Genomic DNA, 26052 nt, shown 5'->3' with positions numbered 1-26052 from the left:
CCGCCTCACCCCTTCCGCGCGGTCGGGGGGGTCGCGTATTTGTTTAATACATCCTGGCCCACCCCCCGGGTTTTACTCGTCTCCCCGGGCGTGCCCGCCCGGCGCCCTCCGCCGGCGGCACGCCCAATTCAAACCTCCAAGGGGCTAACAGAAGCCGATGACCTTGATCCGCGTTGGCCTGACGCTGTTGTTCCTGCTGGCGATGCTGTCGTCATCGGGCGCAGGCGACGCCGATCTGCGCACCATCATCGCCAAATTCGCGACCGCCAAGGGCTTTACGGAGACAGGAGCCGTCGTCCACGAATTGGCGGGCACCGGTGACCCGGCGGTGGAGCGGCCGCTTGCGGCACTCGCCGACGGCAACCTTTATGTTCGCAAGGCCGATTCCCTGGTATTTGCCGGCAAGGAAGCAGGCGAGAGCGTCCAGCTTTTCGATCCGCTGAGCGGCGAAGCGTCGGGCGAAGCGGCCAAGGACGACATCACCAAGATCAAGGTCAACAACACGCTGCGCCGCGTCATCCGCGATGCGCTGGGCACGCTGACGCTTGGCGCCAAGGTCCCGACCGCCCGTATTGCCGCTGCCGATACCATGTTCAAGACGCCCGACGCGGCAAACATCGGACCGCTCGAGACCGCGATCGCCAGTGAGACCGTGGCCAGCGTCAAGGCTCTGCTCGAACAGGCTCGTGCGGCCTCCATCCTGGTCTCCGACCGGCCAGACGCGGACAAGCTCGCCGCAATTGCACTCATCGGTGCACGGGGCGACCGTGATGCGGTTTCATTGCTGACTTCGGTCGAGGCGAATTCCCCGGATTCGATCAAGCAGGCGGCGACAGCCGCGATCGCCACCATCAACTCGACGCTGGCCTTCTGGGATGCCGGCCAGAACATCTGGTACGGCATTTCGCTTGGCTCGGTGCTGCTGCTGGCGGCAATCGGACTTGCCATCACCTTTGGCGTCATGGGCGTCATCAACATGGCGCATGGCGAGATGGTCATGCTGGGCGCCTACACGACCTTCGTCGTCCAGCAGTTGATCCGTACGTCTTTTCCGGACCTGTTCGACTGGTCGCTGGTCATTGCGCTGCCGCTGGCCTTCCTCGTCTCGGCTCTGGTTGGTCTGATCATCGAGCGCGGCATCATCCGTTTCCTTTATGGGCGGCCGTTGGAGACACTGCTGGCGACATGGGGCGTCTCGCTGATTCTGCAGCAGTCGGTACGCTCGATCTTCGGGCCGACAAACCAGGAGGTCGGCAACCCCTCCTGGATGTCGGGCTCGGTCAATCTCGGCCAGCTTGCGATCACTTGGAACCGCCTGTGGATCCTGGTTTTCGCACTCACCGTCTTCGCGGTGCTGCTCTATGTCATGAAGCGCACGCCCTGGGGCCTGCAGATGCGCGCGGTCACCGCCAACCGGCGCATGGCCGCCTCGATGGGCATCAGGACACCGTGGGTCGACGCGCTGACTTTCGCGCTAGGGTCCGGCATTGCCGGCATCGCCGGTGTCGCGCTCAGCCAGATCGACAATGTCTCGCCCAATCTTGGCCGTGGCTACATCATCGACAGCTTCATGGTCGTCGTCTTCGGCGGCGTCGGCAATCTGTGGGGCACGCTGGTCGGCGCGTTCTCGCTCGGCATCGTCAACAAGTTCCTTGAGCCCTATGCCGGCGCCGTGCTCGGCAAGATCGTCGTGCTGGTCCTCATCATCCTGTTCATCCAGAAGCGCCCGCGCGGCCTGTTCGCGCTCAAGGGCAGGGCGGTGGAAGCATGATCTCAGGACGCTTCTTCGCCGCGGGCGCAGATCGCCGCATTGCCATCACGATTCTCATTCTGCTGGCAGTGGCTGTCATCGGGCCGCTGCTCAACCTTGCGGTCTCGCCGACCAGCGCCGTCTACGTGCCGTCCTACATCGTCGCGCTGACCGGCAAATATCTCTGCTACGCGCTGCTCGCCTTGGCGCTCGACCTGGTCTGGGGCTATTGCGGCATCCTTTCGCTTGGTCACGGCGCCTTCTTCGCGCTCGGCGGCTACGCGATGGGCATGTATCTGATGCGCCAGATCGGCTCGCGCGGCGTCTATGGCAACCCGATCCTGCCCGATTTCATGGTGTTCCTGAACTACAAGGAATTACCGTGGTTCTGGTATGGCTTCGACCATTTCTGGTTTGCCGGCCTCATGGTGCTGGCGGTGCCTGGCCTGCTCGCCTTCGTCTTCGGCTGGTTTGCCTTCCGCAGCCGCGTCACCGGCGTCTATCTCTCCATCATCACCCAGGCGATGACCTATGCGCTGCTGCTCGCGTTTTTCCGCAACGACATGGGTTTCGGCGGCAATAACGGGCTGACCGATTTCAAGGATATTCTGGGCTTCAACGTGCAAGCCGACGCGACGCGTTCGGCGCTGTTCGCGGCCAGCGCGGTGACGCTCGCACTCGCCGTTTTCGTCACCTGGGCAATCGTCGGCTCCAAATACGGCAAGCTCTTGATGGCGGTGCGCGACGCCGAGAGCCGCACGCGCTTCCTCGGCTGGCGGGCGGAGAACGTTAAGCTGTTCGCCTTCACCGTGTCGGCTGTCATGGCCGGCATTGCGGGTGCGCTCTACGTGCCGCAGGTCGGCATCATCAATCCGGGCGAATTCGAGCCGGCCAATTCGATCGAGGTCGTCGTTTGGGCCGCTGTCGGCGGACGCGGCACCATTGTCGGGCCGATCATCGGTGCGTTGCTGGTCAATGCCGGCAAATCCTGGTTCACCGGCGTGCTGCCGGAGTTCTGGCTGTTTGCCTTGGGTGGTCTGTTCGTCGCCGTCACGCTTTTGCTGCCCAAGGGCATCATCGGCATGTGGGATTCCTGGCGTGGCAACGCCAAGGCGCTGCGGGCAGCTTCGATTGCCGAGGAAGCCGGCACCGATGCCGACGTCCCGCTGCCGGCAAAGATTGTTCGTAGCGAAGCGAGAAAGCCCGGTGACTGGTCCGCGACCAGCCCCGAACCGCAGCCGGCGGAGTGAGCAATCATGTCAAAGTCGAACACGATCCTCTATCTCGACGGCGTCTCGGTTTCCTTTGACGGTTTCCGTGCCATCAACAACCTGTCGCTGGTGGTCGACAAGGGCGAGATGCGGGCCATCATCGGCCCCAACGGTGCCGGCAAGACGACGATGATGGACATCGTCACCGGCAAGACGCGGCCCGACGAGGGCGAGGTGTTCTTCGACGGAGAGGTGGATCTCACCAAGCATGACGAAGCCGAGATCGCCATGATGGGCATCGGTCGCAAATTCCAGAAGCCGACTGTCTTCGAAAGCCACACGATCGAGGAAAACCTGATGCTAGCGCTGAAGGGTCCGCGCTCGATCTTCCCGGCGCTGTTCCATCGCCGCTCGGCCCTCGAGACGAGGCAGATCGACGACATCCTCGGCATCATCCGGCTTGGCGACAAGCGGAACGACCTGGCAGCCAATCTCAGCCATGGACAGAAGCAGTGGCTCGAGATCGGCATGCTGTTGGCGCAGGATCCGAAGCTGCTTCTGGTCGATGAGCCGGTCGCCGGCATGACCGATGCAGAAACCGAGGAAACCGCGCGCCTGCTCAAGGATATTGCGCGCGATCATTCGGTCATCGTCGTCGAGCACGACATGCATTTCGTGCGCGAACTCGGCGTCAAGGTCACCTGCCTGCACGAGGGCTCGGTGCTGTCGGAAGGCACTCTCGATTTCGTGTCGGCCGACGAGCGCGTCGTCGAAGTCTATCTGGGGAGATGAGCATGGTCTGGCGGGTTCAATTCCATCGCTTCGATCTGTCGTTTCTCAGGTTCTGGAGAAGGCGCTGACATGCTCGAAGTTTCCAATGCCACGTTGCACTACGGCGCCGCCCAGGCGCTGCGCGGCGTGTCGCTGAAGGCAGGCGCGGGCAAGATCACCTGCGTGCTCGGCCGCAACGGCGTCGGCAAGACCAGTTTGATGAGATCGATCGTCGGCCACCACCGGCTGACGAGCGGAAGCGTTGCCTTCGAGGGGAAGGCGCTCGACCGGAGCGCGGCGTATGACCGCGCCCGGTCGGGCATCGCATTCGTGCCGCAGGGCAGGGAGATCTTTCCGCTGCTCACCGTGCGGGAAAATCTCGAATCGGGCTTCGCGCCCCTGAAGCGGGCCGACCGCAACATTCCCGCGCATGTCTTCGAATTGTTCCCGGTGCTCAAGCAGATGCTCGGCCGGCGTGGCGGCGATCTTTCCGGCGGCCAGCAGCAGCAGCTCGCCATCGGCAGGGCGCTGGTGATGCGGCCGAAACTGCTGGTGCTCGACGAGCCGACCGAAGGCATACAGCCGTCGATCATCAAGGATATCGGCCGTGCCATCCGCTATCTGCGCGACCAGGCCGGCATCGCCGTGCTTTTGGTCGAACAATATCTCGATTTCTGCCGCGAACTCGCCGACGAGGTCAACATCATGGACCGTGGCCTGATCGTCCATACCGGCCCGGCGGAAGATTTAGACCGTGCTGATGTACGCAAGTTCCTGACGGTGTAGAATCGACACTGGACTTCAGTTGACGATCCGAAGTCCTTGGCAAGTCCAATATTTCTCCGATCGAACGCTCTGCGTCACTGGTGCGCCACAAGCTGCGTGCTAGTCTTTCGCAGGGCTTTTGTGAGTCGGCCGCTTCCGTATCAGTCTGGTTCATCGCAGATCGAGGGCGCGGCTAGCACCGGGCAAGTTTCACGCAAGCAAGGCTTCCTAGCTTCTCTCCTGCGATCTCTGTCGTTCAAACGCGTTTGGGCACACAGGCCAAGGGACAGCCATGGAACGTTATGTCGAGGACTACCAGAAGCGGCGGCTTACCGAGCGCGTCGATATCATCACCGCCATCAACATCTTGAAGTCCCAAGGCTACGGCCATGACGACCTGATCGAGGAGATCACCAAGGTCTTCTATGTCGACCTGGACGCTTTCAATGAAATCGTCATGGCGGCATAAGAGCCGCAATCTCTCCGGGCCGTTGCCATGGCATCGATACGCGTGGTCTAACCCACGCGCCGTAATGCCGAGGCGGTTACGCGGTTGCGGCCGCCGCGTTTGGCGGCGTAGAGCGCCTTGTCGGCGGCGCTGAGCACCTTGTCGAAGCTGAGGCCCTCTTTGGTGCCGAAAGCAAATCCGGCACTGACCGTGCAAATCAGCGAGCCTGCCTCGGTTTCGATGCGACGCGCGGCGAAAGCTGCCCGGATGGATTCGGCGGTGGCTTCCACCGTTTCGGGCAAGGTCCGCTTCAGCACCAGCGCGAATTCCTCGCCGCCCATGCGCGCAGCGACATCGGCCGGGCGAAGATTGCCGGCGAGATCCCTGGCGAACACCCTCAGCACTTCATCGCCGGCGGCATGGCCGAATTCGTCGTTGATGGCCTTGAAGCCGTCGAGGTCGAACACCACCACGGCCGTGAAGGCGCCGACGGGCGCATCACCGTGCATGTCGAAAAGGGCTCGGCGATTGAGAAGGCCGGTCAGCGGATCGGTCAGCGCGTTGCGGCGGTGATACTGTGCCAGGCGCCCCTGGTTGAGTGCCAGCGAAAGGGAGCCGATACCGGTCATGCAGGCGATGACGATGACCAGGCTGAGGTCCTCGGCCCAGTTGCTCGGCGCATGGCCGAGCACAAGCTTGCCGTCCGATGCCGGAACCATGGCGCACAGCACGAAGGATACGGCGGTGATCGAATAGAGCGCGGTGACCCCGATTATCGGGACAGGGGATTCGGCACGGCCCTTCCAGTATTCGAGAGCGGTGGCGAAGAGCAGCAGCGCGGCAAAGAAATTCTCCAGCATGAACCCCAGTCCGTCATAGCCGAGCACTATCGGCGGCAGGGCTACGGCCAGCGAGATGTTGGCGCCGAGCGCGATGCGCGGCAGCGGAGAGCGGCCCGTGGTGAACTGGTGGGCGGCGCCGAGCATGGTCGAGAAGCCGAGCAGCAGCAGCGTGAACGAGGCGACGCCGAGCATCGGTCCGGGCTTGTCGATATAGGCTTTGTAGGTGAAGACGTCGCCGACAACCAGCAGCACGCTGGCCGCCCAGGTCAGCAAGAATTTCTCCGAACGCGCTGTAAGCCAGATACCGAACAACGTCAGGCTGAGGCAGGCGGCGGAAAAGCCGACAGCGAGCAGCAGTGAGTTGTAGTCGAGTGACATGCCCTCTTCCTTGCCCGCGCTGGAGCAACTCTGCGCCCAACTGGATTTATGCAGCAAGGAAGTATCGATAAGGTTACGATATCAGTGAAGATGTCGAGATTCCGCAGTATCAGAAGAGCGCCGACAACAACAGCAGCGCCAGGCCAATGCCCATCATCAAAAGGCCCGGCCAATTCTGCGACAGGCCGAGGAAACTGAGCCCCCGCCGGCGTGGCTCGAGCGTCGGGCCTGGTGTTGCGAGGTGTGGCATCGGGCGATCCGGAACGACAGGCGCAGGATCGCTAAGCCTCCCGCGCCAAAGGACGGCGCCTGCCATGTACACAACGCCAGCGACAGTAAGCAATGCACCGAGGAGGATGATAGCCATTTGTCGTTGCCCTTTTTCAAATCCCTGCATCCGATGCAGGAACTTGCGGGATCGCTGGCTAAGCGTTCGCGATGTCGCATACGTCGCCGCCTGCCACGATAGAACGATCAACGCGCCGGGCTGGTTCCAACAACAATCTAAGGCGCGCCGGGTGGAGGTCCGCCGCTCTAATTCACTCGCTTCATCAATGCCATGGCGCCGAACGGCGCGCGCACTTTGCCCTCGGTGATGAAGTAGACGAACACGTCGCGCGGCTGGGCTGGTGCATCGGTACCGGGATCGGCACGTCGCAGGTCGGCCGGCTGCTTGCCCTCCGCCCAGGTCTTTGCCCGCGCGGCCCATTCATCGAGACCCTTCGGCGTGTAGCAATCGGGATTGTCGTCACTGCCGGTCTGTAGCCGTGCATAGACGAAATCGGCTGTAACGTCGGCGATGTCGGGATACTTGGCATGATCGGCATAGACGATCGCCGCCTTGTGTCTGCGCGCCAGCGCCACGAATTCCGGCACGATAAAGCTATCGTTGCGTACTTCAAGCGCGTGGCGCAGCGCGACGCCATCCTGTTTTTCCGGCAGCAGTTTCAGGAAGGCTTCGAAGTCATCCGGATCGAATTTCTTGGTCGGCGCGAACTGCCACAGGATCGGCCCAAGCTTTTCACCGAGCGCGGTCACGCCTGATCCGAGGAAGCGCATTATCGATTCGCCGGCCTCGCCGAGCACGCGGCGGTTGGTGACGAAGCGATTGCCCTTCAGCGCATAGACGAAACCGTCGGGCGCCTCGCTGGCCCATTTGACGAAGGTCGGTTCCTTGAAGCTGGAGTAATAGGTGCCATTGACCTCGATGGTCGGCACCTGCCGGCTGGCGTAGTTCAGCTGCTTGGCCTTGGAAAGCTTGTCGGGATAAAAGGACGTATCCCAGGGCTCGAAGGTCCAGCCGCCCATGCCGGCGCGGATTGTTCCCGATCTGCTCATTGTCATCCTCCCAGTGAAGAAATCTGGCCAGTGAAGAAATCTGGCCGAGTTCAGAAAGATCAGGCCGTTTCGGCGACTGGCTTTGCCATGTCGACGAGCACCCAGCCTGGCCGGTAGGGATTGGGCCTGCGACCCGTTTCATGGAAACCATAGGCCAGATAGAGCGCGATGTTCCGCTCCATCCTGGCGTTGGTGTAGAGCCGCACCTCGGGCAAGCCCCAGAGGCGCGTCTGTTCGTCGGCGTGTTTGAGCAGGGCGACGCCGAGGCCCTTGCCTTGGAAGGCCGGGGCCACGGCGACGGAAAAGATCATCGCGTGATCGTCATGCCACTCCAGCGTGAGCACTCCGGCAAGCTCGCCGCCGCTCTCCAGCAGCCAGACCTCGCCGCGCTCGATGCGCGGAGCGTAGTCCTCGGTGACCGGGATCGGCGGCGCGCCGAACAAGGCGGTGTAGGGGGCATAGGCTGCTTCCGTCAGCGAGACGACTGTCTGGAGATTACCGGCCCGAGCCCTTCTGATTGTCATTCAAAAGCTCCCCCAGGTGCCGCCGGTCCGATCATCACTCCGCGGCTTCGCGCTTGCCTCCGGGGCGTCGCTCCAGCAGCTCCTTGAGGAACTGGCCGGTGTAGCTGCGCTTCTCGCGCACGATTGCTTCCGGCGTGCCGGAGGCGACCAGTTCGCCGCCGCCATCGCCACCTTCGGGGCCGAGGTCGAGCACCCAGTCCGCGGTCTTGATCACTTCGAGGTTATGCTCGATGACGACCACCGTGTTGCCTTGGTCGACCAGCTCGTGCAGCACTTCCAGCAGTTTGGCGACGTCGTGGAAGTGCAGGCCGGTGGTCGGCTCGTCAAGGATGTAGAGCGTCTTGCCGGTTGCCTTGCGCGACAGTTCCTTGGCGAGCTTGATGCGCTGCGCCTCGCCGCCGGACAGCGTCGTTGCCTGCTGGCCGATATGGATATAGCCGAGGCCGACCTGCTTCAGCGTATCGAGCTTGTCGCGCACGCCCGGCACCGCGGCGAAGAAATCGACGCCTTCCTCGACGGTCATGTCGAGCACGTCGGCGATTGACTTGCCCTTGAACAGCACATCGAGCGTCTCTCTGTTGTAGCGCTTGCCGTGGCAGACGTCGCAGGTGACGTAGACGTCGGGCAGGAAGTGCATCTCGATCTTGATGACGCCGTCGCCCTGGCAGGCTTCGCAGCGCCCGCCCTTGACGTTGAACGAGAAGCGTCCCGGCTGATAGCCGCGCGCCTTGGCTTCTGGAAGGCCGGCGAACCAGTCGCGGATCGGTGTGAAGGCGCCGGTGTAGGTGGCCGGATTGCTGCGCGGGGTCCTGCCAATGGGCGACTGGTCGATGTCGATGACCTTGTCGAGGAATTCCAGGCCCTCGATGCGGTCATGATCGGCCGGGTGTTCGCGCGAGCCCATGATGCGGCGCGAGGCCGCCTTGAACAGCGTCTCGATCAGGAAGGTCGACTTGCCGCCGCCCGAGACGCCGGTGACGGCGGTGAACGTGCCGAGCGGGATTTCGGCGGTGACGTTCTTCAGATTGTTGCCGCGAGCGCCGACGATCTTGAGGCGCCGGTTCTTCTTCGCTTCGCGGCGCACGCCAGGCGTCGCCACTTCGAGCGCGCCCGACAAATATTTGCCGGTGATCGAATTGGGGTTGGCCATGACTTGCTGCGGCGTGCCCTGGGCGATGATCTCGCCGCCATGGATGCCGGCGGCCGGGCCCATATCGACGACGTAGTCGGCATGCAGGATGGCATCCTCGTCATGCTCGACGACGATCACCGTGTTGCCGATGTCGCGCAGGTGCTTGAGCGTGTCGAGCAGGCGGGCATTGTCGCGCTGATGCAGGCCGATCGACGGCTCGTCCAGCACGTAGAGCACGCCGGTGAGGCCGGAGCCGATCTGCGACGCCAGCCGGATGCGCTGGCTCTCGCCGCCCGATAGCGTGCCGGAATTGCGCGACAGGGTCAGATAGTCGAGCCCGACATCGTTGAGGAAGCGCAGCCGCTCGCGGATTTCCTTGAGCACACGCACTGCGATCTCGTTCTGCTTGTCGTTCAGCGAGGCGGGCAGGTCGGTGAACCACCGGTCGGCCTTACGGATGGAAAGCTCGGTGACTTCGCCGATGTGCTTGCCGGCGATCTTCACCGCCAGCGACTCGGGCTTCAGCCGATAGCCTTTGCAAGCCGGGCAAGGTGTGGCCGACATGAAGCGCTCGATCTCCTCGCGCATCCAGGCGGATTCGGTCTCTTTCCAGCGCCGCTCGAGATTGGGAATGACGCCTTCGAAAGTTTTCGTGGTCTTGTAGGAGCGCAGACCGTCGTCGTACTGGAAGGTGATCTCGCGCTCGCCGGTGCCGCGCAGGATGGCTTCCTTTGCCTCTTCGGTCAGGTCTTTGAACTTGTCGCCGAGCTTGAAGCCATAGGCCTTGCCGAGCGCTTCCAGCGTCTGCGCGTAATAGGGCGAGGTCGACTTCGCCCACGGGCTGACGGCGCCGTCGCGCAGCGAGATGTTTTCATCCGGCACGATCAAATTGCCGTCGATGGCGCGCTGGCTACCAAGACCGTCGCAGGTCGGGCAGGCGCCGAACGGATTGTTGAACGAGAACAGGCGCGGTTCGATTTCCGGAATGGTGAAGCCAGACACGGGACAAGCAAATTTTTCCGAGAACAGGATGCGCTCATGCGTCTCGTTCTTCGACTTGTTGACCGAATCCTCGCCGGTCTGGCTGGCGTCGAGCGGCTTGTCGGCGAATTCGGCGACAGCCAACCCATCGGCCAGCTTTAAAGCGGTTTCGATGGAGTCGGCGAGCCGTGTCGCCAGATCGCCGCGCACGACGATGCGGTCGACGACGACGTCGAGGTCATGCTTGTATTTCTTGTCCAGCGCCGGCACGTCGGCGATTTCATAGAAGACGCCGTCGACCTTCACGCGTTGAAAGCCCTTTTTCTGCAACTCCAGCAGTTCCTTGCGGTACTCGCCCTTGCGGCCGCGCACCATCGGCGCAAGGATGAACAGACGGGTGCCTTCCTCGACCGCCAGCACGCGGTCGACCATCTGCGAAACCGTCTGGCTCTCGATCGGCAGGCCGGTGGCCGGCGAATAGGGGATGCCGACGCGCGCAAACAACAGGCGCATGTAGTCGTAGATCTCGGTGACGGTACCGACCGTCGAACGCGGGTTCTTCGAGGTGGTCTTCTGCTCGATCGAGATGGCAGGCGACAGGCCGTCGATCTGGTCGACGTCCGGCTTCTGCATCATTTCGAGGAATTGCCGGGCATAGGCCGACAGGCTCTCGACATAGCGGCGCTGCCCTTCGGCATAGATGGTGTCGAAAGCAAGCGAGGATTTGCCGGAACCCGACAGGCCGGTCATGACAATCAGGCTGTCACGCGGCAGGTCGAGATCGACATTCTTCAGATTGTGTTCGCGCGCCCCGCGAATGGAAAGATATTTATGGTCGGCCATCGCCGGTCGCCGCCTCAGAATCTGGAATTTCCTGGAATGGCGAGTTTCCCAGCCATCCCCTATGTAGGTAGTTTTGCCGCCGCGTCGAGAGACGCCACAATTCCCAACAAAAGCGTTTAACCGTCTTTCGCGTAAACGGGCAAGCGGAAAGAACAAAGACCGAACACGCTCCTGACAAAGCTGTGCAAAAACTGACCTGTGCGTAATCTCCGGGCGATCACATTTTTCGGTATCTGTCTATTGCCGGTTGACGTCCCCGACACACGGGGGCAGACTCAGGCAGTCAACGAAGCCGGCCGTCTTTCGATGGTCTCGCCGCCCGGAGGCGGCCTGCGAGACGCCGCAGGCATTAGCGATTTGTGCTTCGAGACGACAACGTTGGAATGGACATAGGAGCGGAGCTATGACGCCACCGGATCGTCCCCCAGGGTTCCAGTTGTTACTGGAGCCGCGGCAGGCATAAGTGCCAGGGTCTAGCGTTTTCGCCACCCGACAAACCGTGACCTGCCATACTCCGTAAAAATCAGAGACTGCAGTCGGATCGTCGGCTGACGCCGCGTTGCATCCGAAATCAAATGCCGGCAGTACGCCCCCGGTAGAAGTTGGATTTGAGATCCAAAAAGGCCCCGTCCGTTTGCGCAAAGCACGGCGGGGCCATTTATGTGCGGATTGTCTTGTTGGCGATATGCCTGCGCGGCACGCCGGCACCACTATCAGTGGCGCGGCTGCCGGATTGAGCCGGCTCCGACATCGACGGTGATGCTGCCTGAAATCCTGACATCCGTGTCACCGATCTTGAACTGGCCGTTGCCGTTGCCGGGAAATGCGTCGTCGGGTTCGGGCTCGGGAGCCGGCTTGGCGATTCGATAATCGCCGGCCACGCCGGGCAGGGCCCTTTTTTGCGCTTGCGCCGAACTATCGTCTGCGAACGCCGACCCGATCGAGAGACACGCGAGCGCTACAATGGCGATCACACGGTGCAGCGTTCTGGGCGGATGAGTGTCGATCATCCCAGGATAATAGTGGCATGCCGCCGACGGGACCAGACCGACATCGTCAAATCTTCCAAAGCGTGTCGTGTTTCGAGAACGGATTCAGGCGACGCGTTTTAGCCCTTTGTCTTTATGCATGTCATTCTCCCAAAACCGGGCCACTTTGGGCGACCACTTGAGCGCCGGCGGGAATGCGATCCGGCCCACTTATGCCGCCTTTTTTCGTGTGTCGAAGACATGGTCGACGATGCCCCAGGCCTGGGCCTCGCGGGCGGTCATGAAGTGGTCGCGGTCCAGCGTGCGTTCGACCTCTTCATAGGTGCGGCCGCAATGCTGCGCATAGAGTTCGGCCATGTGCCGTTTCGTCTGGACGATGCGCTCGGCATGGCGCTGGATGTCGGAGGCCTGACCCTGGAAGCCGCCAAGCGGCTGATGCAGCAGGATCGTGGCGTTTGGCAGTGAGATACGACGCCCGGCCGTTCCTGCCATCAGCAGGAACGAGGCCATCGAGGCGGCAAAGCCCATGCACACGGTCGAGACCGGGCAACTGATGTATTGCATCGTGTCGTAGATGGCGAAGCCGCTGGTCACCACGCCGCCCGGCGAGTTGATATAGAGCGAGATCTCCTTGTCGGGATTGTCCGATTCCAGCGACAGCAACTGTGCGCAGACCAGCGCCGAGATGTCGTCGTTGATCTCGCCATTGATAAAGACAATGCGTTCGCGCAACAGCCGCGAAAAGATGTCGAAGGCGCGTTCGCCGCGGCTCGATTGCTCGATGACCATCGGCACCAGACTGGCAACACCGCTCATGATCTTCTCTCCATTGTCCCTGTTCAGGCTGCACGCAGCAAGCGGCGAGGCGTGTTTGCGGCGATTGGCTTGCGTGTACCGCTGGCATCGAGCGAAAGCCGGCAGCCTGTGCACGCCATGGCGACCGTGGGCATTGCCTTGCGGGCGAAGCCGTCATGAACAATGCGCAGATGGGTGCCGCCGGAAACTGTGGGGGCAAGTTTGAAGGTGACAATGCTGTCCAATGGGCTGTTGAGGCTATCCTGTAGCGTGGCGTCGCATGGCTGCTCCCGCCAGGAATAGCGCAGCAGCTTCTCCGGCTCGGCGTCGAGAATTTCGCATTCGATCGCTGCGTCCGGCCCGGCGAAGGCAAAACGATTGCCGGTCTGCGGTCTGATATCGTTCGGCATCAGCCAGGCGGCGAGCAACTCCGGCACGGTCAGAGCCCGCCATACCTTTTCCGGCGGCTCGGCAAGGTCATACTCGAATTCGATCGCATCGGGAGAGATCTCGCGATGGCTATCGGCCTTCATCGATCGAGCGTTTTTCATTGGTCCATGTCCTTCAAAACCGTCTTCAGTCTTTCGATGCGTTCCGGCCAGAAGGTCCGGTAGCGTTCGATCCAGGAGAGCAAGGGGGCGAGCCCTTGCGGGTCGGCGCGGTAATAGGCGTTGCGGCCCGCGCGGCGCTCGACCACCAGGCCGGCGCCGCGCAGCACCGCCAGGTGCTGCGATACCGCCGGTTGCGACACCGTCATGCCGGTGCGCAATTCCGATACCGTCATTTCGCCAGAGGCGAGCCGCTCAAAGACGGCTCGGCGTGTCGGGTCGGCCAGGGCCCGGAAAATCTCTGCTTCGATCATGGCCAAAGCATAAGTCTACACTTATTGATTTGGCAAGTGCTGTTTTCACGAGACTGCCGGAAGCCAGCGCCTCACTGCCCCAACAGGCCCATCAAACGTCGCCTCGAAGATCGGCGATGCGAGCACGGCGTGAATATGAAGCGTTCCGGTGCTGACGTTCTTGAACCCATGTTTCCTGTTTGCGGGAACAACCAAAGACTGGCCCGGTGTCAGGACGCGGTGCTCATCGTCGATCCACATCTCGGCCCTGCCGGCGATGACGGTCAGCACTTCCTCCACGGGATGCCAGTGCGTTGGGGCACCGACCGTGGGTTCGACCCATTGTTCGAATATGCAGAGTTGCGATGCACCGTTGCTGGCTGATACATGCATACGCGTTTCCACACCTGCTCGCCATTGCTCGCGCTGCTGGTCCTCATGGGCCACGAACTTCATTTGATCGTCCGGTCCATTCCCGATTTCATGGAAAATCTCGGACTGGGACACTACGTCTTGCTGACAAACATTGACAGAACGTCGTACATACAATAGAACGAAAAGAGAACAAAAAACGTTGTGGGAAAAGCCAGCCTTAGCAGGCGGCTGACGTCGGCAGCCTGTAAGGTGCTGCGACAAAAATTGGTTTCGGATAAGCGGAGAAATATCATGGCGGGTAGCGTCAACAAGGTCATTCTGGTCGGCAATCTCGGTGCGGACCCTGAAATCCGCCGGCTGAATTCGGGCGAACCGGTCGTCAACATCCGCATCGCGACGTCGGAAAGCTGGCGCGACAAGAATTCCGGCGAGCGCAAGGAAAAAACCGAGTGGCACAACGTCGTCATCTTCAATGAGGGCATCGCCAAGGTGGCGGAGCAGTATCTGAAGAAGGGCATGAAGGTTTACGTCGAGGGCCAGCTGCAGACGCGCAAATGGCAGGACCAGACCGGCGCCGACAAGTACACGACGGAAGTCGTGCTACAGAAGTTCCGTGGTGAGCTGCAGATGCTCGACGCACGCGGGCAGGGTGAGGGCGGACAGGTCGGCGGCTATGCCGGTGGTGGCAGCAGCCGTGGTTCCGATTTCGGCCAGTCCAGCCCGAGCGAAGGCTTCAATCGCGGTGGCGGCGGTGCCAAGAGCGGTGGCGGTTCGTCGCGCGAACTGGATGACGAAATTCCGTTCTGAAGACATACAATAGAGAGGCAACCGCCGGAGAGGAGCAATGTCGCTGGATCCGCTGCTTGCCGCGCCATCTCCTATACCCTGGCATGCCTTTGCGGCCTTCGCCGCATTGGCGATAGGGGCCACGCAGCTGGTGCTGCCGAAGGGAACCCCGCGCCACCGCATCGCGGGCTATGTCTGGGCCGCGCTGATGCTGGTCATCGCGGTCTCGAGTTTCTGGATTCATCAGATCCGCCTCATCGGCCCTTTCGGTCCTATCCATTTCCTGTCGATCCTGGTGCTGGTCACCGTGCCGCTGGCCGTGTGGCACGCCCATAATCAGCGCGTCGCCAAGCATCGCAAGGTCATGATTTCGCTTTACGTCTTCGCGTTGATTGGCGCCGGCATCTTCACCCTGTTGCCGGGCAGGGTCATGCACGACGTCGTCTTTGGCGTCGCGCGAGCCGGCCCGTGATCCGATTTAATTCTTGAGGCGGACGAACTCGAGTGGAAGGAAATGTCAGGTGAAAGCACGCGTAAAATGGGTCGAGGAGCGTACCTTCGTCGGCGAGTCCGGTAGCGGCCACAAGGTCGTACTCGGAACCGCGCCCGGGCCGGAAGGCAGGACGCCGGGCCCGAGCCCGATGGAACTGGTGCTGATCGGGACCGGCGGCTGTTCGGCCTATGATGTCGTCCATATTCTCGAGAAGGGCCGGGAAGCGGTCGAGGATTGCATCGTGGAACTTGACGCCGACCGAGCCGAAACCGAGCCCAGGGTTTTCACCCGCATCCATATGCATTTCGTGGTCAAGGGTCGGGCTCTTTCCAGCGACAAGGTCAAGCGGGCGATCGATCTTTCGATCGAGAAATACTGCTCGGCCTCCGCTATGCTGGCCAAGACCGCTACGATCACACACGACTTCGAAGTGATCGATACGGGGGTGAATAGGCAGTAGAGAAGCAGGGACGCCGCTCAGCCCGTCATCAGCGCCTTGATGCCGTCGGCGACGAACTGGACGGCAAGCGCCGCCAGGATGACGCCAAGCAGGCGGGTAAGGATCGAACGCCCGGTCTGGCCGAGGATGCGGTCGATGCGCTCCGACAGCACGAACACAAGGTAGGTGATGGCGAGGCAGACGAAGATGATGCCGACCAGGGCAGCCTGCGCGGCAAATCCCTGAAAGGAACCGGAGAGCAGCACGGTCGCTGAAATCGCGCCTGGGCCGGCGATCAACGGGATCGCCAGCGGGAAGGCGGCGATGTTGTGGATCATGTCCTTGGTGATGGCGACGTCGCCGATCTTCTCCTTGCGGTCCTGCCGTCGCTCGAACACCATTTCGAAAGCGATGAAGAACAGCAGAAAACCGCCGGCGACCCGGAAGGCCGGCAGCGTGATGCCGAACACCGACAGGATCGAGGCGCCGGCAACCGCAAACAGTGCCATCACCAGGAAGCCGATGATCGAGGCGCGGACGGAAACCTGCTGGCGCTCCTCGCGGTTCATGCCGCGTGTCACGGCGAGGAACAGCGGTGCCAGTCCAGGCGGATCGATGGTCACGAGAATGGTCACGAAGGCGTTGAACAGACTGTCGAAATTCGGCATTTCTGACCCCTCCCGCCGGGCCGTGCCCGCACCATGATAGTGGTAGAGCAAAGCCCGGTCGGTGGGAACCGTCAGCGAAAAAGTCGTTCGCGTATCAAGAACTTCGATGCCGGAGGGACACAGGGGGCGTGAACGATCGCGACGCTTTCATTCCATTCTGTGCGCCAGGAACTCGACTTCCAGCCGCCATGTCGCGCCATTGTCGTGCGAGCGCTCGCCAAGCCAGCGGAAGCTGTCTTCGGTGATCCGCGAAAAGCTCCAGCGCACGGAGGATCCGGTGCCATCATCGCCCACTTGCACGATCGTATCGCCCTCGGCGTGGCCGAGCTGGCGGCTATAATACTGGTTGCGCGGGTCGCTCCAGAAAATGTGCCAGGCGTCGGCAGTCGGGTCGTACAGGCGCAACGTCGTGCCATAGAACGTCCATTTGCCGAGCGACGGCGAGGGACCGGCGTCACGCGCGGGCAGGATCCAGACATCCTGAATCGCGCGGCCTTCCAGGACCCAGCCGAAGTGCACCTCGCCGCGCCCGGTCAGCACCGTGCCGTCATCAAGATGGCGCGAGGCATCGAACATCCAGGCGCCGACGAAGCGGCCGTAAAGGTTCAGTTTTTCGGCAAGCCCTTCTGCTGGTCCGGGACTGTGCAAGGCTTCGGCAAACGAGGATTGGTCGAACATAGCTCCGGTCTCTTCTTGTCAGGAGACCGGAGGAGTAGGCGGTGACGGGGTTCTAGGCTTGGGAAAAATTGCTATATTTCGGTCATGACAGCGACCACACGCTCACTCGCATCCGGACCTGGCTGGCAGGTATCGGATGTGATTTGCACGGCCAGCGCTGGTGATAGGCCGTTCGAGGAAGCACATCGGGATTTCTGTGTCGCCGCGGTCACCAGCGGCACGTTCCGCTATCGCGCCCAACAAGGCACGGCGATGCTGGCGCCCGGCGCGCTCCTGCTCGGCAATCCCGGCACGTGCTACGAATGCGGGCACGAGCACGGCAGCGGCGATCGTTGCCTCTCGTTCCATTTCGGACCGGTCTATATGGAACGGATCGTGGCCGGCGTGCCGGGCGCCAGGAAGCTGGCCTTCGAGGCGCCCCGCCTGCCACCTTTGCCGATCCTGGCGTCCTTGCTCGCCGAGGCGGAAACCGCTCGCGAGATGGCCGACACCGACGCCTTCGAGGAACTCGGGCTGCGCATTGCCGGTGCCGCTGTGGCAAAAGTCTGCGGGCCGACGCCTGTCAGGCGTACGCCAAGCCGCCGCGATCAGAAACGGGTTGCCGAGGCGGTGCGGCGGATCGAACTCGATGCCGACAGGCCGGTCTCGCTTTCAGCGCTTGCCAACGAGACGGCGACCAGCCCCTATCATTTCCTGCGTATCTTCCGGCAGGTCGCGGGCATGACGCCCTATCAGTTCCTGCTCAAGACCCGGCTGCACAGAGCAGCGGTGCGGCTGCGCATGTCGGATGATGCGGTCTCGGCGATCGCCTTCGAGGCCGGCTTCAACGATCTGTCGACGTTCAACCGGCGGTTTCGGCGTGTCATGGGCGAAACGCCGGGTCAGTATCGCGCCTGCCGTGGTGCATTTCGCGACATCCGGGTCGCTCCGGTCTCGTGAAATCCGCGCCCACCCGCTCAGTGCTCGCAAAGGCAGCCACGGGTCCAATTCATTGCGCTCGGGGCTTTCGCGCAGGGAAAACGGTCGATTGCGGGCTTTTGCCTCGGTGGTGGAGAAACCGCCTTGGCCATATCGTCGCAATCAGTGGTATCCTTTTGAAATTACCACCAAAAATGACACTGGAAAAGTGCCTGACGTGTTGGAGTTTCGGCCTTGCTTCCTATATAAGCACCGAGTGATTCCTGATTAGATTGTGATCCGATTTGACCGACCAGAAGACACCGCGCGGCGCCGACGGCGGCCCAACCGGCATCGAGCCGATATCCATCGTCGAGGAGATGCAGCGCTCCTATCTCGATTACGCCATGAGCGTGATCGTCAGCCGTGCGCTGCCCGACGTGCGCGACGGCCTGAAGCCGGTGCATCGCCGCATTCTCTTCGCCGCCCATGAGAGCGGCTACCACTGGAACCGCAAATATGTGAAGTCTGCGCGTCCCGTCGCCGACGTGATGGGTAAATACCATCCGCATGGCGACGCCTCCATCTACGACGCCTTGGTGCGCATGGCGCAGGACTGGTCGTTGCGCGTGCCGCTGATCGACGGACAGGGCAATTTCGGCTCCATCGACGGCGATCCGCCGGCGGCGATGCGCTACACGGAAGCGCGGTTGACCAAGGTTGCGCACGAGCTCTTGGAGGATATCGACAAGGACACCGTCGATTTCCAGGACACGTACGATGCGTCGGGCAGCGAACCGAAGGTTCTGCCTGCACGGTTTCCCAATCTTCTCGTCAACGGCTCGGGCGGCATAGCCGTCGGCATGGCGACCAACATCCCGCCGCACAACCTCGGCGAGGTCTGCAACGGCGCGATTGCCATCATCGACAATCCGGCGATCGATCTGCCGACGCTGATGGAGATCATTCCGGGACCGGATTTCCCGACCGGCGGCATCGTGCTTGGCCGTTCCGGCATCTACAGCGCCTATGCGACCGGCCGCGGCTCAATCGTCATGCGTGGCAAGGTCAACATCGAACAGCGCGGCAATGACCGCGAGTCGATCATCATCACCGAAGTTCCCTACCAGGTGAACAAGTCGTCGATGATCGAGAAGATGGCCGAACTGGTGCGCGACAAGCGCATCGAGGGCATTTCCGACATTCGCGACGAGAGCGACCGCCAGGGCTACCGGGTCGTCATCGAGCTGAAGCGCGACGCCGTTGCCGACGTCATCCTCAACCAGCTTTATCGCTTCACGCCGCTGCAGACTTCCTTCGGCGCCAATATGGTGGCGCTGAACGGCGGCAAGCCGGAAGTGATGAACCTGACCGATATGCTGAAGGCGTTCGTCGCCTTCCGCGAGGAGGTGATCACCCGGAGGACGAAATTCCTGCTGCGCAAGGCGCGCGACCGCGCCCATGTGCTGGTCGGTCTCGCCATCGCCGTCGCCAACATCGACGAGGTCATCAAGCTGATCCGCACCGCGCCGGATCCGCAGACGGCGCGCGAGCAGTTGATGGAACGGCGCTGGCCGTCCGGCGACGTCGAATCGCTGATCCTCCTGATCGACGATCCGCGCCATCGCATCAACGAAGACGGCACCTACAACCTGTCCGAGGAGCAGGCGCGGGCCATCCTCGAACTGCGCCTGCAGCGCCTGACGGCGCTCGGCCGCGACGAAATCGCCGACGAGTTGAACACGATCGGCGCCGAAATCATTGATTATCTGGACATTTTGTCTTCCCGAGCGCGTGTCCAGCAGATCGTCAAGGATGAGCTTGCCGCCGTGCGCGACGAGTTCGGCACGCCGCGGCGCACCGAGCTCTCCGAAGGCGGTTCGGACATGGAAGACGAGGACCTGATCCAGCGCGAGGACATGGTCGTGACGGTGAGCCATTCCGGCTACATCAAGCGCGTGCCGCTGTCGCTCTACCGGGCTCAACGCCGCGGCGGCAAGGGCCGCTCCGGCATGTCGACCAAGGAAGAGGATTTCGTCACCCGGCTGTTCGTCGCCAACACGCATACGCCAGTGCTGTTCTTCTCCTCGCGCGGCATCGTCTACAAGGAAAAAGTCTGGCGGCTGCCGATCGGCAACCCGCAGTCGCGCGGCAAGGCGCTCATCAATATGCTGCCGCTCGAGCAGGGCGAGCGCATCACCACCATCATGCCGCTGCCCGAGGACGAGACCAGCTGGGGCGAGCTCGACGTGATGTTCGCCACCACGCGCGGCACTGTGCGCCGCAACAAGCTTTCCGACTTCGTCCAGGTCAACCGCAACGGCAAGATCGCCATGAAGCTGGAGGAGGAGGGTGACGAAATCCTCGGCGTCGAGACCTGCACCGACAATGACGACGTGCTACTGACCGCCAGTTCCGGCCAGTGCATCCGCTTCTCGGTCGGCGACGTGCGCGTCTTCCAGAGCCGCAACTCGGTCGGCGTGCGTGGTATCGCCATGGCCAGCACCGACAGGGTGATTTCCATGGCGGTGATCGAGAACGTCGATGCGCCGCCAGCCGAGCGCGCCGCCTATCTGAAACGGGCGGCGGCCGAACGGCGGCTTGCCGCCGGAATCGCAGCCGGCGAAGAGGAAGAGATCGCGCTGACCAACGAAGAGGTCGGCGAGGAGACCGAGCTTTCCGACGAGCGCTACGAATTCCTCAAGGCACATGAGAAGTACGTGCTGACGGTGACGGAATATGGCTACGGCAAGCGCTCTTCGTCCTACGATTTCCGGCTGACCGGACGCGGCGGCAAGGGCATTCGCGCCACCGATGTTTCCAAGGTAGCCGAGATCGGCCGGCTGGTGGCGACCTTCCCGGTCGGCAACGACGATCAGATCATGCTGGTATCAGACGGCGGCACCGTCATCCGGGTGCCGGTCAACGGCATCCGTTTCGCCAGCCGCGCCACCAAGGGCGTGACCATCTTCAATACGGCCGAGGGTGAAAGGGTGGTTTCGGTCGAGCGGATCTCTGAGCCGCAATCGGACGAGGAAGAGATCGTTGAAGTCGGTACCGAGGCCACTCCTCCTGCGCCTGGTGCCGGTCCCGAAGGTGCGGAGTAAGCACGGCATCCAGATTTCGATTTTGACATAGCGACGCCGGCCCATCGGCCGGCGTGGCAGCAAGTCTGGACCGACTTAGTGGTGACGATACGGCTTGCGGGGGCCGAAGCCTTCGAAGCGTTTGGTGTTAGCCTTGACGCGGACCCGTTGTGCCTCATGATGCAAACCAAGTACGGTGGCGATCAGCATGGCGACGGTCATTGCGATGGCGAGCATGTAGATCAGCATGTGCGTGTTCTCCTGCGCCTTACAACGGATAGGTGGGATTTTGGTTTCATCTTATTAAGGCGCAACCTAGTGAACGCTGCGTGAAGGCTCCGTGATCAGCGTGTTCATCTGTCGTCCATGTGCCGGAAAAGGTTCATGGCCGGCGCGCCAATCGGATTTGCCTTTGCGTGAGAGGCTCGCTAGAAGCACCAGCCATGACTGAACGCACCGCCCTCTATGCCGGCTCTTTCGACCCGCTGACCAATGGCCATCTCGACGTGCTGAAGGCGTCGCTGGCCGTGGCCGATGTCGTTTATGCGGCGATCGGCATTCATCCGGGCAAGCAGCCGCTGTTTTCATTCGAGGAACGGGTGAAGCTTATCGAGACGGCGACGAAAGCGGAATTCGGCCGCGACAGCACCCGCATCAAGGTCGTCGCCTTCGACGGTCTGGTCATCGACGCTGCCAGGAAGCAGGGCGCGTCGATCATGATCCGCGGCCTTCGCGACGGTACCGACCTCGACTACGAGATGCAGATGGCCGGCATGAACGAGACCATGGCGCCTCAACTGCAGACGGTTTTTCTGCCCGCCAGCCCCTCCGTGCGCACCATTACCGCCACACTTGTCCGCCAGATTGCCTCGATGGGAGGCGACATTCGCCCCTTCGTGCCGGCGGCGGTTGCCGGTGCGCTCACCGCCAAATTCGCAAAATAAGTTTTTCGGAGAAAACCATGCAGCTGAAGAAGCTCGCCTCGTTCCTCGTCGTGTTTGCCGGTCTCGTGACCGCATCTGTCCCGGCTTTTGCCGCTGACCCGGAAAACACCATGATCATCACGCTGAAGGACGGCGACGTGACCGTTGCTCTTCGGCCCGACCTCGCACCCAAGAACGTCGCCCAGATCAAGACGCTGGTGCGCCAGGGCGCCTATGACAATGTCGCCTTCCACCGCGTCATCGACGGTTTCATGGCGCAGACCGGCGACGTCAAGTTCGGCAATATGAAGAAGGGTTTCAGCGCCGAAGCCGTCGGCACCGGCGGTTCCGATCTGCCCGACCTGCCGGCTGAATTCTCGCAGACCGAACGCTTCAAACGCGGCGTGGTCGGCATGGCCCGCTCGCAGGACCCCAACTCCGCCAATTCGCAGTTCTTCATCATGTTCGCACCGGCGCCGCCACTTGATGGCCAGTACACCATCGTCGGCAACGTCGTCAGCGGCATGGAACTGGTCGACAACATCAAGAAGGGCGACGAAGCGGACAATGGCACGGTCACCGATCCTGACCGGATGATCAAAGTGCGCATCGCCGCCGACAAATAACTAGGTTTTTTCAAAAGGATATCTGACATGGCCGAAATCAAAGACCGCGAGAACGCGCTCATCATGGAAACGACGAAGGGCAATGTGGTCATCGAACTTTTCCCCGACCTGGCGCCCGGCCATGTCGCCCGCATCAAGGAACTGGCCCGCGAAGGCGCTTATAATGGGGTGGTATTCCACCGCGTCATCGAGGGCTTCATGGCGCAGACCGGCGACGTCAAGTTCGGCAATTCGACCAAACCGACATTTGCTCCGTCCCGCGCGGGCATGGGTGGCTCGGAAAAGCCGGACCTGAAGGCCGAATTCTCAAACGCCAACCATGGCCGCGGCACCTGCTCGATGGCCCGTTCGCAGAATCCGAACTCGGCCAATTCGCAGTTCTTCATCTGCTTCGACGATGCCGCCTTCCTCAACCGCCAGTACACGGTCTGGGGCCAGGTCATCGAAGGCATGGACAATGTCGACAAAATCAAGCGCGGCGAGCCGGTGCAGGATCCCGACAAGATCGTGTCGCTGAAGGTCGCGGCCGACGTCAAGTAAGGGTAATCGATAATGATGGGCGTCGTATGGTCGCTTCTCGGCATCCTGTCCGGCGCCTTCATTGCCATTCAGGCGCCAATCAATTCGCAACTGGCGCGCGATCTCGGGCTTCCGGTCGCGGCGGCGGCGTTTTCGTTTCTATCGGGCGCGATCGTGCTTGGCGTCATCTCCCTCGCGGTGGTGAAGCTGCAAGGCATCTCGCTCGAATGGAAAGCGCCGGCGCCCTGGCTGTTCGTCGCAGGCGGAATGCTCGGCGGCTTCTATGTGACGCTGTCGACGATCCTGACACCGCGCATCGGCGCCGCCGCGCTGATGGCGTTTCTGGTGGCCGGCCAGTTGCTGGCCGGCATGCTCATCGACCGCGTCGGCTTCCTCGGCGTCGCGGTGCGTGAAATCTCGCTCGGCCGCGTTGCCGGCGCGGTGCTGCTGCTGGCCGGAGCGCTGCTCGTCCGGCTCTATTGATGCGCGTCGACCTCTTTGATTTCGATTTGCCGGAGGAGCGCATCGCGCTTCGTCCGGCAGAGCCGCGCGACAGCGCCAAGATGCTGGTCGTGAAGCCAGGCGAGGGGCTCGACGACCGCACGGTTAGTGACCTGCCATCCTTGCTCAGGGCCGGCGACGTGCTGGTGTTCAACGATACCAAGGTCATTCCGGCGCAGCTCAAAGGCATCAGGCGGCGCGGCGAGGCGGCGGCACAGGTAGAGGCCACGCTGCACATGCGCATGGCACCCGACCGCTGGCTGGCCTTCATGCGGCCGGGCAAGCGCATTGCTCCCGGTGACCGCATTCATTTCGGCCATGACGGCAATTCCTGTTTTCTCGGCCAGCTTGACGCTACGGTGATCGAGAAAGGCGAGGGCGGCGAGGCGTTGCTTGGCTTCGATCTGTCAGGGCCTTTCCTCGACGAGGCGCTGCACGCGGTCGGCCACATTCCGCTGCCGCCCTATATTGCCTCGAAGCGCGATGACGACGAACGCGACCGGGCCGACTACCAGACCATCTATGCCCGCGAGGAAGGTGCCGTCGCGGCACCGACAGCGGGCCTGCATTTCACGCCGGAGCTTTTTGCAGCGCTTGACGCCAAGGGCATCGAACGCCGCTTCGTCACCTTGCATGTCGGCGCCGGTACGTTCCTGCCGGTGAAGGCGGACGATACCGCCGACCACAAGATGCATGCCGAGACGGGTTCAGTCAGCGCAGAAACCGCCGACGCGTTGAACGCAGCGAAGGCGAGGGGCGGACGCATCGTCGCCGTAGGCACAACCTCGCTGCGCCTGCTGGAGAGTGCTATGCGTGAGAACGGTGCCATGGCTGCCTGGTCCGGCCCAACCGACATCTTCATCACGCCCGGCTATCGCTTTCGCACTGCCGACTTGCTGATGACCAATTTCCATCTGCCGCGCTCGACGCTGTTCATGCTGGTTTCGGCCTTCAGCGGACTTGATACGATGCGTGCGGCCTATGAGCATGCCATCGAGAACCGTTACAGGTTCTATTCCTATGGCGACTCAAGCCTGCTTTATCGAGCGGAGACGAGCGATGGACGATGACCTCAAGAACCTGGACCGCGACGCCCTGATCGCGGAAGTGAAAAAACTGCGCGCCGGCATTCGTGCCCACCGCGATGCAACAGGGCATGATCTGTGCTGGCATCACCCCGATTTATGGTCGCTGTTGCCGGAGAGGATCGAACCGGCGATCGCCGTGCCGCCCTGGCCCAAATTCATGCGCGGCTGCATCCACTACCGGCAGTCGCTCGACAGGCAGGCACCCGGCGCACCGGTCCATGACAAGGAATTCAATGGCTAAGCCGTTCAGCTTCAAGGTTCTGGCGACTGACGGCAGAGCACGGCGCGGCGTGATCGACATGCCGCGCGGTGAAATCCGCACGCCGGCGTTCATGCCGGTCGGCACCGGCGGCACTGTCAAAACCATGTATATGGACCAGGTGCGCGGTGTCGGTGCCGACATCATCCTGGGCAACACCTATCATCTGATGCTGCGGCCCGGCGCCGAGCGTGTGGCGCGGCTCGGCGGCTTGCACGAGTTCGCGCGCTGGCCTCATCCGATCCTGACTGACAGCGGCGGTTTCCAGGTGATGTCGCTGTCGAAGCTGAGAAAATTGACCGAAAGGGGCGTCACCTTCCGCTCGCATATCGATGGCGCCGCCTATGAGATGTCGCCGGAGCGTTCGATCGAGATCCAGGGGCTGCTCGATTCGGATATCCAGATGCAGCTCGACGAATGCACGGCTCTGCCGGCCCAGATGAAGGAGATCGAGCGCGCCATGGAGCTGTCGCTGCGCTGGGCCGAGCGCTGCAAGACGGCGTTCGGCGACCAGCCGGGCAAGGCGATGTTCGGCATCGTGCAAGGTGGCGACAATGCGGCACTCAGGGTGCGATCGGCGCAGTCGCTGAGCGCGATGGGACTGAAGGGCTACGCTGTCGGCGGCCTTGCCGTCGGCGAACCGCAAGCGGTGATGCTCGAGATGCTCGACATCACCTGTCCGGAACTGCCTGATGACAAGCCGCGCTATTTGATGGGCGTCGGCACGCCTGACGATATCCTGAAATCCGTGGCGCGAGGTATCGACATGTTCGATTGCGTGATGCCGACACGGGCCGGCCGCCATGGCCTTGCCTATACAAGGCGCGGCAAGGTCAATTTGCGCAACGCCCGCCATGCCGACGACCCGCGTCCATTGGACGAGGAGAGCGATTGCCCTGCCGCCCGGGACTATTCGCGTGCCTATCTGCACCATCTGGTGCGCTCGCAGGAGGCGCTTGGAGCGATGCTTCTGACATGGAATAATCTTTCCTACTATCAGAAGCTGATGCAGGATATTCGCGCCTCGATCGAGGCGGGCGCATTCGAAGCGCGCTCGGCGGAGATCGCAGAAGGCTGGGCAAAGGGCGATATCCCGTTGCTGTGAA

General features: G+C 62.1%; 30 protein-coding genes. 17 read left to right on the top strand and 13 right to left on the bottom strand.

Annotated features, from left to right (window positions below; all coding sequences use genetic code 11):
- Positions 1 to 157 precede the first annotated feature (157 nt).
- From urtB to NKJ01_RS26085, 5 genes are all read left to right on the top strand, one after another.
- The gene (gene urtB / locus NKJ01_RS26105; protein ID WP_352732280.1) at positions 158 to 1771 is read left to right on the top strand and encodes an urea ABC transporter permease subunit UrtB; all 1614 of its coding nucleotides are present in this window, start codon (positions 158 to 160) and stop codon (positions 1769 to 1771) included.
- A complete protein-coding gene (urtC, locus tag NKJ01_RS26100) occupies positions 1768 to 3000 on the top strand; it encodes an urea ABC transporter permease subunit UrtC (protein ID WP_352732277.1) in 1233 nt (410 codons plus the stop codon). The genes urtB and urtC overlap by 4 nt, the downstream gene beginning before the upstream one ends.
- Positions 3001 to 3006: 6 nt before the next feature.
- Positions 3007 to 3753 (top strand): urea ABC transporter ATP-binding protein UrtD, encoded by a 747-nt coding sequence (gene urtD, locus NKJ01_RS26095; RefSeq protein ID WP_352732274.1) that lies wholly within the window; start codon positions 3007 to 3009, stop codon positions 3751 to 3753.
- Between the two features lie 69 nt (positions 3754 to 3822).
- Entirely contained in the window at positions 3823 to 4518 is a 696-nt protein-coding gene (urtE, locus tag NKJ01_RS26090; protein WP_109669216.1) for an urea ABC transporter ATP-binding subunit UrtE, read from the top strand.
- Between the two features lie 271 nt (positions 4519 to 4789).
- On the top strand, positions 4790 to 4966 hold the full coding sequence (locus tag NKJ01_RS26085; protein WP_023759335.1) for a hypothetical protein: 177 nt from the start codon (positions 4790 to 4792) through the stop codon (positions 4964 to 4966).
- Between the two features lie 47 nt (positions 4967 to 5013).
- Here the strand turns inward: NKJ01_RS26085 and NKJ01_RS26080 are convergent, their stop codons facing one another.
- The 10 genes from NKJ01_RS26080 to NKJ01_RS26035 form a co-directional block, all read right to left on the bottom strand.
- Entirely contained in the window at positions 5014 to 6165 is a 1152-nt protein-coding gene (locus NKJ01_RS26080; RefSeq protein WP_352732271.1) for a GGDEF domain-containing protein, read from the bottom strand.
- A 109-nt stretch (positions 6166 to 6274) separates the two neighbouring features.
- The gene (locus tag NKJ01_RS26075) at positions 6275 to 6415 is read right to left on the bottom strand and encodes a hypothetical protein (protein WP_245266605.1); all 141 of its coding nucleotides are present in this window, start codon (positions 6413 to 6415) and stop codon (positions 6275 to 6277) included.
- 284 nt (positions 6416 to 6699) lie between these two features.
- On the bottom strand, positions 6700 to 7503 hold the full coding sequence (locus NKJ01_RS26070) for a DUF72 domain-containing protein (RefSeq protein ID WP_352732268.1): 804 nt from the start codon (positions 7501 to 7503) through the stop codon (positions 6700 to 6702).
- Positions 7504 to 7562: 59 nt separating this feature from the next.
- A complete protein-coding gene (locus NKJ01_RS26065; RefSeq protein ID WP_352732265.1) occupies positions 7563 to 8027 on the bottom strand; it encodes a GNAT family N-acetyltransferase in 465 nt (154 codons plus the stop codon).
- Positions 8028 to 8061: 34 nt separating this feature from the next.
- Entirely contained in the window at positions 8062 to 10983 is a 2922-nt protein-coding gene (gene uvrA / locus NKJ01_RS26060; RefSeq protein ID WP_352486127.1) for an excinuclease ABC subunit UvrA, read from the bottom strand.
- A gap of 713 nt (positions 10984 to 11696) precedes the next feature.
- A complete protein-coding gene (locus NKJ01_RS36510; protein ID WP_502904905.1) occupies positions 11697 to 11864 on the bottom strand; it encodes a hypothetical protein in 168 nt (55 codons plus the stop codon).
- A 318-nt stretch (positions 11865 to 12182) separates the two neighbouring features.
- Positions 12183 to 12788 (bottom strand): ATP-dependent Clp protease proteolytic subunit, encoded by a 606-nt coding sequence (locus tag NKJ01_RS26050; RefSeq protein ID WP_352732259.1) that lies wholly within the window; start codon positions 12786 to 12788, stop codon positions 12183 to 12185.
- 23 nt (positions 12789 to 12811) lie between these two features.
- Positions 12812 to 13318, bottom strand: a complete 507-nt coding sequence (locus NKJ01_RS26045) for an SRPBCC family protein (protein WP_352732256.1) — start codon at positions 13316 to 13318, stop codon at positions 12812 to 12814.
- On the bottom strand, positions 13315 to 13629 hold the full coding sequence (locus NKJ01_RS26040; protein ID WP_352732253.1) for an ArsR/SmtB family transcription factor: 315 nt from the start codon (positions 13627 to 13629) through the stop codon (positions 13315 to 13317). Before NKJ01_RS26040 ends, NKJ01_RS26045 begins: the two co-directional genes overlap by 4 nt.
- A 45-nt stretch (positions 13630 to 13674) precedes the next feature.
- Positions 13675 to 14064, bottom strand: coding sequence for a cupin domain-containing protein (locus NKJ01_RS26035; RefSeq protein ID WP_352732250.1), 390 nt, complete (start codon positions 14062 to 14064; stop codon positions 13675 to 13677).
- Positions 14065 to 14274: 210 nt separating this feature from the next.
- Here NKJ01_RS26035 and NKJ01_RS26030 point away from each other — a divergent pair, with 210 nt between their 5' ends.
- Genes NKJ01_RS26030 through NKJ01_RS26020 form a run of 3 tightly spaced genes read left to right on the top strand, consistent with a single transcriptional unit; the run spans position 14275 to position 15722 of the window.
- The gene (locus NKJ01_RS26030; protein ID WP_352732247.1) at positions 14275 to 14790 is read left to right on the top strand and encodes a single-stranded DNA-binding protein; all 516 of its coding nucleotides are present in this window, start codon (positions 14275 to 14277) and stop codon (positions 14788 to 14790) included.
- 37 nt (positions 14791 to 14827) lie between these two features.
- The gene (locus tag NKJ01_RS26025) at positions 14828 to 15241 is read left to right on the top strand and encodes a DUF2306 domain-containing protein (protein WP_352732244.1); all 414 of its coding nucleotides are present in this window, start codon (positions 14828 to 14830) and stop codon (positions 15239 to 15241) included.
- Between the two features lie 49 nt (positions 15242 to 15290).
- Positions 15291 to 15722, top strand: a complete 432-nt coding sequence (locus tag NKJ01_RS26020; protein ID WP_352732241.1) for an OsmC family protein — start codon at positions 15291 to 15293, stop codon at positions 15720 to 15722.
- Positions 15723 to 15739: 17 nt separating this feature from the next.
- Here the strand turns inward: NKJ01_RS26020 and NKJ01_RS26015 are convergent, their stop codons facing one another.
- Both NKJ01_RS26015 and NKJ01_RS26010 read right to left on the bottom strand, forming a co-directional pair.
- Complete coding sequence (locus NKJ01_RS26015; RefSeq protein ID WP_352732238.1) at positions 15740 to 16369, bottom strand: MarC family protein; 630 nt, start codon at positions 16367 to 16369, stop codon at positions 15740 to 15742.
- A 147-nt stretch (positions 16370 to 16516) separates the two neighbouring features.
- Entirely contained in the window at positions 16517 to 17047 is a 531-nt protein-coding gene (locus NKJ01_RS26010; protein WP_023759322.1) for a hypothetical protein, read from the bottom strand.
- Positions 17048 to 17131: 84 nt separating this feature from the next.
- Between NKJ01_RS26010 and NKJ01_RS26005 the strand changes: the two genes are divergently transcribed.
- Together NKJ01_RS26005 and gyrA are read left to right on the top strand one after the other, a co-directional pair.
- Positions 17132 to 17986 (top strand): helix-turn-helix transcriptional regulator, encoded by an 855-nt coding sequence (locus NKJ01_RS26005; RefSeq protein WP_352732234.1) that lies wholly within the window; start codon positions 17132 to 17134, stop codon positions 17984 to 17986.
- 263 nt (positions 17987 to 18249) lie between these two features.
- Entirely contained in the window at positions 18250 to 21051 is a 2802-nt protein-coding gene (gene gyrA, locus NKJ01_RS26000) for a DNA gyrase subunit A (protein WP_352732231.1), read from the top strand.
- A gap of 75 nt (positions 21052 to 21126) precedes the next feature.
- Here gyrA and NKJ01_RS25995 read toward each other — a convergent pair whose 3' ends face one another.
- On the bottom strand, positions 21127 to 21279 hold the full coding sequence (locus NKJ01_RS25995) for a hypothetical protein (RefSeq protein WP_352732228.1): 153 nt from the start codon (positions 21277 to 21279) through the stop codon (positions 21127 to 21129).
- A gap of 194 nt (positions 21280 to 21473) precedes the next feature.
- Between NKJ01_RS25995 and coaD the strand changes: the two genes are divergently transcribed.
- The 7 genes from coaD (at position 21474) to tgt (ending at position 26051) form a co-directional block, all read left to right on the top strand.
- Positions 21474 to 21974 (top strand): pantetheine-phosphate adenylyltransferase, encoded by a 501-nt coding sequence (coaD, locus tag NKJ01_RS25990; protein ID WP_352732225.1) that lies wholly within the window; start codon positions 21474 to 21476, stop codon positions 21972 to 21974.
- 110 nt (positions 21975 to 22084) lie between these two features.
- Positions 22085 to 22579 (top strand): peptidylprolyl isomerase, encoded by a 495-nt coding sequence (locus NKJ01_RS25985; RefSeq protein ID WP_352732283.1) that lies wholly within the window; start codon positions 22085 to 22087, stop codon positions 22577 to 22579.
- Between the two features lie 27 nt (positions 22580 to 22606).
- Positions 22607 to 23119, top strand: a complete 513-nt coding sequence (locus tag NKJ01_RS25980) for a peptidylprolyl isomerase (protein ID WP_352732222.1) — start codon at positions 22607 to 22609, stop codon at positions 23117 to 23119.
- Between the two features lie 12 nt (positions 23120 to 23131).
- A complete protein-coding gene (locus NKJ01_RS25975) occupies positions 23132 to 23581 on the top strand; it encodes a DMT family transporter (RefSeq protein ID WP_023759315.1) in 450 nt (149 codons plus the stop codon).
- Complete coding sequence (queA, locus tag NKJ01_RS25970) at positions 23581 to 24669, top strand: tRNA preQ1(34) S-adenosylmethionine ribosyltransferase-isomerase QueA (RefSeq protein WP_352732218.1); 1089 nt, start codon at positions 23581 to 23583, stop codon at positions 24667 to 24669. Before NKJ01_RS25975 ends, queA begins: the two co-directional genes overlap by 1 nt.
- Positions 24659 to 24928, top strand: coding sequence for a hypothetical protein (locus tag NKJ01_RS25965; RefSeq protein WP_352606156.1), 270 nt, complete (start codon positions 24659 to 24661; stop codon positions 24926 to 24928). Before queA ends, NKJ01_RS25965 begins: the two co-directional genes overlap by 11 nt.
- Positions 24921 to 26051, top strand: a complete 1131-nt coding sequence (gene tgt, locus NKJ01_RS25960; protein WP_352732215.1) for a tRNA guanosine(34) transglycosylase Tgt — start codon at positions 24921 to 24923, stop codon at positions 26049 to 26051. The genes NKJ01_RS25965 and tgt overlap by 8 nt, the downstream gene beginning before the upstream one ends.
- The last annotated feature ends 1 nt before the right edge of the window (position 26052 follow it).

Source organism: Mesorhizobium sp. M0276, assembly GCF_040321755.1.
Taxonomy (GTDB): Bacteria; Pseudomonadota; Alphaproteobacteria; order Rhizobiales; family Rhizobiaceae; genus Mesorhizobium.
The sequence above is the reverse complement of the archived record's forward strand: the minus strand, read 5'-3'. Positions and strand labels throughout refer to the sequence as shown.

Excerpts from the sequence above, each read along its gene's own strand:
- coaD (WP_352732225.1), top strand. The coding sequence starts at position 21,474 with ATGACTGAACGCACCGCCCTCTATGCCGGCTCTTTCGACCCGCTGACC.
- urtC (WP_352732277.1), top strand. The coding sequence starts at position 1,768 with ATGATCTCAGGACGCTTCTTCGCCGCGGGCGCAGATCGCCGCATTGCC.
- NKJ01_RS26025 (WP_352732244.1), top strand. The coding sequence starts at position 14,828 with ATGTCGCTGGATCCGCTGCTTGCCGCGCCATCTCCTATACCCTGGCAT.
- NKJ01_RS25995 (WP_352732228.1), bottom strand. The coding sequence starts at position 21,279 with ATGCTGATCTACATGCTCGCCATCGCAATGACCGTCGCCATGCTGATC.
- urtB (WP_352732280.1), top strand. The coding sequence starts at position 158 with ATGACCTTGATCCGCGTTGGCCTGACGCTGTTGTTCCTGCTGGCGATG.
- NKJ01_RS26085 (WP_023759335.1), top strand. The coding sequence starts at position 4,790 with ATGGAACGTTATGTCGAGGACTACCAGAAGCGGCGGCTTACCGAGCGC.
- NKJ01_RS25985 (WP_352732283.1), top strand. The coding sequence starts at position 22,085 with ATGATCATCACGCTGAAGGACGGCGACGTGACCGTTGCTCTTCGGCCC.
- NKJ01_RS26040 (WP_352732253.1), bottom strand. The coding sequence starts at position 13,629 with ATGATCGAAGCAGAGATTTTCCGGGCCCTGGCCGACCCGACACGCCGA.
- tgt (WP_352732215.1), top strand. The coding sequence starts at position 24,921 with ATGGCTAAGCCGTTCAGCTTCAAGGTTCTGGCGACTGACGGCAGAGCA.
- uvrA (WP_352486127.1), bottom strand. The coding sequence starts at position 10,983 with ATGGCCGACCATAAATATCTTTCCATTCGCGGGGCGCGCGAACACAAT.
- NKJ01_RS26035 (WP_352732250.1), bottom strand. The coding sequence starts at position 14,064 with ATGAAGTTCGTGGCCCATGAGGACCAGCAGCGCGAGCAATGGCGAGCA.
- NKJ01_RS26005 (WP_352732234.1), top strand. The coding sequence starts at position 17,132 with ATGACAGCGACCACACGCTCACTCGCATCCGGACCTGGCTGGCAGGTA.
- urtD (WP_352732274.1), top strand. The coding sequence starts at position 3,007 with ATGTCAAAGTCGAACACGATCCTCTATCTCGACGGCGTCTCGGTTTCC.
- NKJ01_RS25965 (WP_352606156.1), top strand. The coding sequence starts at position 24,659 with ATGGACGATGACCTCAAGAACCTGGACCGCGACGCCCTGATCGCGGAA.
- NKJ01_RS26030 (WP_352732247.1), top strand. The coding sequence starts at position 14,275 with ATGGCGGGTAGCGTCAACAAGGTCATTCTGGTCGGCAATCTCGGTGCG.
- NKJ01_RS25975 (WP_023759315.1), top strand. The coding sequence starts at position 23,132 with ATGATGGGCGTCGTATGGTCGCTTCTCGGCATCCTGTCCGGCGCCTTC.
- NKJ01_RS26045 (WP_352732256.1), bottom strand. The coding sequence starts at position 13,318 with ATGAAAAACGCTCGATCGATGAAGGCCGATAGCCATCGCGAGATCTCT.
- NKJ01_RS26080 (WP_352732271.1), bottom strand. The coding sequence starts at position 6,165 with ATGTCACTCGACTACAACTCACTGCTGCTCGCTGTCGGCTTTTCCGCC.
- NKJ01_RS26070 (WP_352732268.1), bottom strand. The coding sequence starts at position 7,503 with ATGAGCAGATCGGGAACAATCCGCGCCGGCATGGGCGGCTGGACCTTC.
- NKJ01_RS26015 (WP_352732238.1), bottom strand. The coding sequence starts at position 16,369 with ATGCCGAATTTCGACAGTCTGTTCAACGCCTTCGTGACCATTCTCGTG.
- NKJ01_RS26050 (WP_352732259.1), bottom strand. The coding sequence starts at position 12,788 with ATGAGCGGTGTTGCCAGTCTGGTGCCGATGGTCATCGAGCAATCGAGC.
- urtE (WP_109669216.1), top strand. The coding sequence starts at position 3,823 with ATGCTCGAAGTTTCCAATGCCACGTTGCACTACGGCGCCGCCCAGGCG.
- NKJ01_RS26075 (WP_245266605.1), bottom strand. The coding sequence starts at position 6,415 with ATGCCACACCTCGCAACACCAGGCCCGACGCTCGAGCCACGCCGGCGG.
- NKJ01_RS26010 (WP_023759322.1), bottom strand. The coding sequence starts at position 17,047 with ATGTTCGACCAATCCTCGTTTGCCGAAGCCTTGCACAGTCCCGGACCA.
- NKJ01_RS25980 (WP_352732222.1), top strand. The coding sequence starts at position 22,607 with ATGGCCGAAATCAAAGACCGCGAGAACGCGCTCATCATGGAAACGACG.
- queA (WP_352732218.1), top strand. The coding sequence starts at position 23,581 with ATGCGCGTCGACCTCTTTGATTTCGATTTGCCGGAGGAGCGCATCGCG.
- NKJ01_RS26065 (WP_352732265.1), bottom strand. The coding sequence starts at position 8,027 with ATGACAATCAGAAGGGCTCGGGCCGGTAATCTCCAGACAGTCGTCTCG.